Here is a 6,337-nt window from a genome sequence, read left to right as displayed (position 1 = left end):
CGATCCGGACTTGCGCGCTCGAATTGCCGCAGCAGCTTGTTGCCGCGCTCGACTGCGGAATCCAGGGCAGCCTGCGCGCTCTTGTGGCCGGCGAAGGCCTGCTCCAGCTCGTCCTCGATGGCGCCGCGGATCAGGACGAAGGAGCCGAGCCTTATGCCCTTCGAATTCTCCGTCGGCGGGTGCAGCGTGATCTCCTCGAACGAGATCGCCGAGCCCGGATTGCGCTCGTAAAAACCTTGCGACCGCGTCAGCTCGAAGGCGGCACGGGTGATCGGCAGATAGCCGGTGTTCTGGTGCCAGGCGGCCTGCACGCCGGGCTGCGACAGATAGGCGAAGAAGCGCGCCACGCCCTTGTATTCCTGACGCGGCCGGTCGCGCAGCACCCACAGCGTGGCGCCGCCGATGATCGAGTTCTGCGGCGCGCCTTTCATGTCCGGCCAATACGGCATCATGCCGTAGCCGATCTCGAACTTCGAGTTCGCCTTGATGTCGGCGCGCGTCGCCGAGGAGCCGATGAAGATGCCGCATTCGCCGTTCTGGAACCGCGGCTCGGCGGCCTGGCCGCGGCCGCTATAGTCGAACAGCTTGGTCTTCTGCCACTCGCTGAGCGCTCCGATGTGATGCACGAGCGAGGGATTGTTGATGGTCAATTCCGCATCGAGGCCGCCAAAGCCATTCGCGCGCGTGGCCAGCGGAAGATTGTGAAACGCCGAAAAGTTCTCGACATGGATCCAGGACGGCCAGGACGTGGTGAAGCCGCACACCGCGCCGCGGTCGCGCAGGCGCTTTGCGGCGGCACCGAGTTCCGGCCAGGTCTTCGGCGGCGTCTCCGGATCGAGACCGGCGTCGCGGAACATCGTCTTGTTGTAGTACAGGATCGGCGTCGAGGAATTGAACGGGAACGACAACAGATTGCCGGCCGCATCGGTGTAGTAGCCGGAGACCGCGGGCAAATAGTCGGCCAGCGAGAACGGCTCGCCCTGGTCCCGCATCAAAGTGAATACCGGATAGATCGCGCCCTTGGCCGCGGTCATGGTGGCGGTGGCGACCTCGTTGACCTGAACGATGGCGGGCTGGCTGCGCGAGCGGAAGGCGAAGATCGCAGCCGTCACGGTCTCGGTGTAGTTGCCCTTGTAGGTGGGCACGATGCGGTAGTCGGATTGCGAGGCGTTGAAGTCGGATGCGAGCTTCTCGAGCTGCTTGCCGAGCTCGCCGGACATCGCGTGCCACCAGGCGATGTCGGTGGCGGCCTGCGCTTTCGAGATGAATGTGAGAGCCGCGACAGTGGCGACGACCGGCAAAAGGCGCAATGCTGAAATCACGATGGCTCTTCCATCTGGAGCGGCGAGCGGCAACCGCTCCTGCTTAAGGCGCGGCATATCCGGTTTCAACCGGGAATGAAGGACAGCCGCGCCGCACAATCACTCCGAGGACCGAAGCGGGATGGCCTTCCCTTTACCATCTGCTAGATTGCATTGAACCTTTTGCCTTCGCCATAGACTCCAGCACTGAGGGGTTGAGTGTGCCAGTGTTGAACCGTGCCGAACTCTCGCGGACCGGGGTGATCTTCGTCGCGCTTCTGCTCGCCGCATTCTCGATAGGCATGCGCGCGACGGGCGCCGTTGCGCGCGAATTTCGCGCCGCCGACACCCAGGCCGAGGATTACCCGACCGTCCAGGCGCTGCGCTACATGGGCGCCCTGATCGCCGAGCGCAGCGGCGGCCGCCACGAGATCAAGGTGTTCCACTCCCGCCAGCTCGGCGAGGAAAAGGAGACCATCGAGCAGACCCGGGCCGGCGCGATCGACCTCAACCGGACCAACGTGGCCCTGATCGGCAATTTCGTTCCGGCGATGAACGTGCTCGCGATGCCGTTCCTGTTCCGGTCCATCGAGCACATGCAGAAGGTGCTGGACGGCCCTGTTGGCAGCGAGATCCTCGGCAGCTTCGAGCCCTACGGCTTCGTCGGGCTCGCCTTCTACGATTCCGGCGCGCGGTCGATCTACAATGGGGTGCGACCGGTACGGACTATCGCGGACCTCAGGGGACTGCGGATCCGGGTGCAGCAGTCGGAGTTGATGAGCCAGATGATGCGCGCGCTCGGCGCCGAGCCGGTCGAGCTTCCTTACGGGCAAGTGCTCACCGGGCTCGCCAACCATCTGATCGACGGCGCCGAAAACAACTGGCCATCCTTCGTGACCACGGACCATTACAAGCATGCCGGCTATTACACGCTCACAGAGCACACGATGAGCCCCGAGGTGCTGGTGATCTCGCTGAAGGCCTGGCAGAGCCTGTCGCCGGACGACCAGACCATCTTCCGGGAGGCCGCGCAGCGCTCCAGCCGGTTCATGCGCGAGAAATGGCGCGACCTTGAGGAGCAGTCGCAGCGCAAGGCGCAGGAAGCCGGCGTCACCATCGTCAGGGACATCGACCGCAAGCCGTTCGAGGACGCGATGGCGGCGATCTACGCCAAGGCCGGGCGCGATCCCGCCGGGGCCGCGCTGATCGAACGTATTCGCAAGGTGGAGTGAGCCCGTTTGGCTGCACTTGGACATCACGAGCACGCGGACAGGCCGGCCGGCCCGATCGGGCGGCTGCGCGCGCGTGTCGTCGGCGTGCTGCGGGCGGTGCCGATCCGCTGGCGCATCCTGTCGATCGCGGCGCTGAACTCCGCCGTCGTAGTGGTGCTGGTGGCGATGATCTGGAATGGCGCGCAGGTGCTGGGCTCGGCCTGGGACGACGTGCGCCAGGTGCGCGAATCCGACCGGATCCTGGCGCTGCTCGAAAGCGAGACCGGACGGCTGCACAATCTGATCCACCGCTACATCAACCAGCCGAGCCCGGACCTGTTCGCCGAGATTCTCCTGCTGCGCGAGGCGGTGCTGGGCACGCTGGCGAACCGCGCCGCCAAGGACCCGATGCTGTCGGGCTCGGTCGAGGAGCTGGAGCGCACCACCGACCGCTTCCTCAACGGCTTCGGCGAGCTGCGCAGCGTGCAGGCCACCATCGCGACGACCTATGAGGAGCAGGTTCAGGGCCCAGCCAGGGACATGGCCGGGCTCTATTCCATCATCGAAGGCGCCACCGGCCATCGCGACGCGCTGATCTGGCCCTCGCTCGGAAAATCCCGCGAGGCCTTCACCGCGATGCTGGTGGCGGCCAATTCCTATTATCTGTCGCAGTCGTCGGGCGCGGCCGACGACGCGCGGCGCAACACCGAGACGATCGAGAAGACCATCCCCGTGATGATCGATCTCGCCGACAATGATTTGCAGAAGATGGCCTTGCGGCGGCTAGGGGCCCGCACCGCCGCGCTGCGCGAGGGCTTCGCAAAGCTCTCCGAGCAGCTTGCGAGCCGCACCGAGCTGCTCCGCAACACCATCGACGCCAGCCAGGCCGAGGCGATCGGCGCCATCGACGACCTCTCCACCAAGATGCGCCAGCGCGAGCAGAAGGCGCAGGAGACCTTCGACCGCACGCTGGCCGCCATTTCCAGGCGGGTGCTGTCGATCGCGGTGATCTTCCTCGGCATCATCCTCACCGCCGGCGTGCTGATCGCGCTGTCGGTGCGGCTGCCGTTGCAGCAGATCATGACCGCGATGCGCGCGATCACGCTCGGCGACCTCGACCGCGAGGTGCAGGGCACCAAGGCCCGCGACGAGGTCGGGGCCATGGCGCGCGCGGTGGAGGTGTTCCGCGAGAACGCGATCGCCAAGCGCGAGACCGAGGACGAGCTGCGCGCATCGAAGGAGAAAGCCGAAAGCGCGCTGCTGGAGCTCAACGCCGCGCAGCAGAACCTGATCGACGCCGAGCGGCTGGCGGCGCTCGGCGGCCTCGTGGCCGGCGTCGCGCACGAAGTCAACAATCCCATCGGCATCAGCCTGACGGTCGCCTCGAGCTTTGCCCGGCGCACCGAGATCTTCGAGGCCCAGCTCAGGGGCGAGGGCGGCCTGCGCCGCTCGCAGCTGGAGGAATTCGTGCAGTCCTCGCGCGATGCCTCGCAGCAGCTCGTCGCCAATCTCCAGCGCGCCGGCGAGCTGATCCAGTCGTTCAAGCAGGTCGCGGTCGACCGCTCCCATGCCGAGCGGCGGCAATTCTCGCTCAGCGAGGCCACCGACCAGATCATCGCCAGCCTCAGGCCGGTCTTGAAGCGCTCGCCGATCACGCTCGGGGTCGACGTGCCCGAGGGCCTGCTGCTCGATGGCTATCCCGGCTCCTACGGCCAGATCCTGACCAACCTGTTCCTCAACGCCGCCAACCACGCCTTCGCCGACGGGCGCGCCGGCACCATCACGATCTCGGCGCGGCCGCGCGGGACCGAGGACATCGAGCTCATCTTCACCGACGACGGGGCCGGCATGACCCCGGACGTGCAGCGGCAGGCCTTTGACCCTTTCTTTACCACCCGGCGCAATGAAGGCGGCACGGGACTTGGCCTGCATATCGTCTATAACCTCGTCACCCAGCAGCTCGGCGGTCGCATGATGCTGGAATCCAAGCTGGGACAAGGCACCACTTTTCGCATTATCATGCCCCGGGTCGCCAAGGGCGGCGCGCAGAGCACAGAAAGTGACGGGACTTCTCAATGGCCGAACAGGACGATGTCCTCCACCTGATCGACGATACCGGTACCGCGTCGGAGGATAGCAACGCCCGAAAATGGAAGATCGCCGTCATCGACGACGATCCGGCGGTGCATGACGGCACGCGTTTCGCGCTCTCGGATTACAGCCTGAACGGCCAGAGCCTGGAGATCCTGTCGGCCTATTCCGCGGCGGAAGGCCGCAAGCTGATGGCCGAGCACGGCGACATCGCCGCCGTGCTGCTCGACGTCATCATGGAGACCGACGTCGCCGGCCTCGAGCTGGTCGAGTTCATCCGCAACGAGATCAAGAACGAGACGGTCCGCATCATCCTGCGCACCGGCCAGCCCGGCCAGGCGCCGGAGCGGCGCGTGATCGTGCAGTACGACATCAACGACTACAAGGCCAAGACCGAGCTCACCGCCGACAAGCTGTTCACATCGCTGACCGCAGCGCTGCGCTCCTATCAGCAGCTCGAGCGCATGGTGCAGACAAGGCGCGGGCTCGAGATCATCATCGACGCGGCCTCGACGCTGTACGACTTCAAGTCGATGCAGCGGCTCGCCGAGGGCGTGCTGACCCAGCTCGCCTCGCTGCTCAATGTCGACTGCGCCGGCATACTGGTGCTGCGCGACAATGGCGGCATCGACCCCGAGCTCTCGGTGCTCGCCGGCAGCGGCTGTTACAGCCGCTTCATCGGCACGACGTCGTCCAAGGCGCTCGACCCCGATTTGCGCGCGATGGTGGAAGCGGCCTTCCAGGGCCGCAAGAACGAATTCGCCGACCACCGCAGCGTGATTTACTTGCGCACCGGCTCAGGCCGCGAGGTCGTGGTGCTGCTGCAGGCCGAGCGCGAGCTGTCGGAGACCGACCGCTCGCTGGTCGAGATCTTCTCCTCCAGGCTCTCGATCGCCTTCGACAACGTCATCCTCTACCAGCAGCTGCAGGACGCCAACACCCAGCTGGAGGACCGCGTCGCCCAGCGCACCCGCGCGCTGATGCAGGCCAACCGCCGCCTCTCCGCGCAATGGCTGCGGCTGCAGCGCGCCAACGGCTTCAAGAACGAGATCCTCGGCACCGTCGCGCACGATCTGAAGAACCCGCTCGGCGTCATCCTCGGCCGCACCGAGATGCTGAAGGAATTGATCTCGACCGGCGCCTCGGAAAGCGGCGTAGTGGCCCAGGTCGACCACATCCGCGACGCCACCAAGCGGCTGACCACGATGGTCGACCATCTGATCTCGGACGCGATGGCCGATGCCTTCGACATCACCATCCGCCGCGAGCCGGTCGACGTCGCCGCTTTGGTCAAGGAGGTCGCCGAGGCCAACCAGCCGCTCGCCGTCAACAAGCAGCAGGCGATCAGCGTCACCGCACCAGCCAACATCGTCACCATGTGCGACACCGACCGCATCCGCGAGGCGATCGACAACCTCATCAGCAACGCCATCAAATATTCGCCGATCGGCGGCAAGATCGGCGTCGCCGTCAGCCACGAGGGCGGCGACACCATCGTCCGCGTCAGCGACGAGGGCGCCGGCCTGTCACCGGAGGATCTCGGCCGCCTGTTCGGCCGCTTCCAGCGGCTGTCGGCCAAGCCGACCGCCGGCGAGAGCTCGACCGGGCTCGGACTGTCGATCGTCAAGCGCATCGTCGACATGCATGGCGGCGAGGTGACCGCCGACAGCGAGGGGCCCGGCAAGGGCTCGACCTTCACCATCACCCTCCCCGCGACCGAAATGCCGTGACTGA

The 6,337-nt window shown here is 66.1% G+C and carries 4 protein-coding genes; 3 read left to right on the top strand and 1 reads right to left on the bottom strand.

The window, feature by feature from the left end; all coding sequences use genetic code 11:
* Window positions 1–1,322 (bottom strand): sn-glycerol-3-phosphate ABC transporter substrate-binding protein UgpB (gene ugpB, locus SE92_RS25415; RefSeq protein WP_245324687.1); only part of this gene is annotated, 1,322 nt, incomplete at its 3' end.
* 200 nt (window positions 1,323–1,522) lie between these two features.
* Between ugpB and SE92_RS25410 the strand changes: the two genes are divergently transcribed.
* Genes SE92_RS25410 through SE92_RS25400 form a run of 3 tightly spaced genes read left to right on the top strand, consistent with a single transcriptional unit; the run spans window position 1,523 to window position 6,333 of the window.
* Window positions 1,523–2,533 (top strand): TRAP transporter substrate-binding protein, encoded by a 1,011-nt coding sequence (locus SE92_RS25410; RefSeq protein ID WP_063199513.1) that lies wholly within the window; start codon window positions 1,523–1,525, stop codon window positions 2,531–2,533.
* A 6-nt stretch (window positions 2,534–2,539) separates the two neighbouring features.
* Complete coding sequence (locus SE92_RS25405; protein WP_245324686.1) at window positions 2,540–4,618, top strand: sensor histidine kinase; 2,079 nt, start codon at window positions 2,540–2,542, stop codon at window positions 4,616–4,618.
* On the top strand, window positions 4,588–6,333 hold the full coding sequence (locus SE92_RS25400; RefSeq protein ID WP_063199510.1) for an ATP-binding response regulator: 1,746 nt from the start codon (window positions 4,588–4,590) through the stop codon (window positions 6,331–6,333). The genes SE92_RS25405 and SE92_RS25400 overlap by 31 nt, the downstream gene beginning before the upstream one ends.
* The last annotated feature ends 4 nt before the right edge of the window (window positions 6,334–6,337 follow it).

It is taken from the genome of Bradyrhizobium sp. AT1 (assembly GCF_001590795.1).
GTDB lineage: Bacteria > Pseudomonadota > Alphaproteobacteria > Rhizobiales > Xanthobacteraceae > Bradyrhizobium.
The sequence above is the reverse complement of the archived record's forward strand: the minus strand, read 5'-3'. Positions and strand labels throughout refer to the sequence as shown.

What these genes read in the sequence shown, in the direction of transcription:
- SE92_RS25400 (WP_063199510.1), top strand. Translation starts at nt 4,588, where the DNA reads ATGGCCGAACAGGACGATGTCCTCCACCTGATCGACGATACCGGTACC.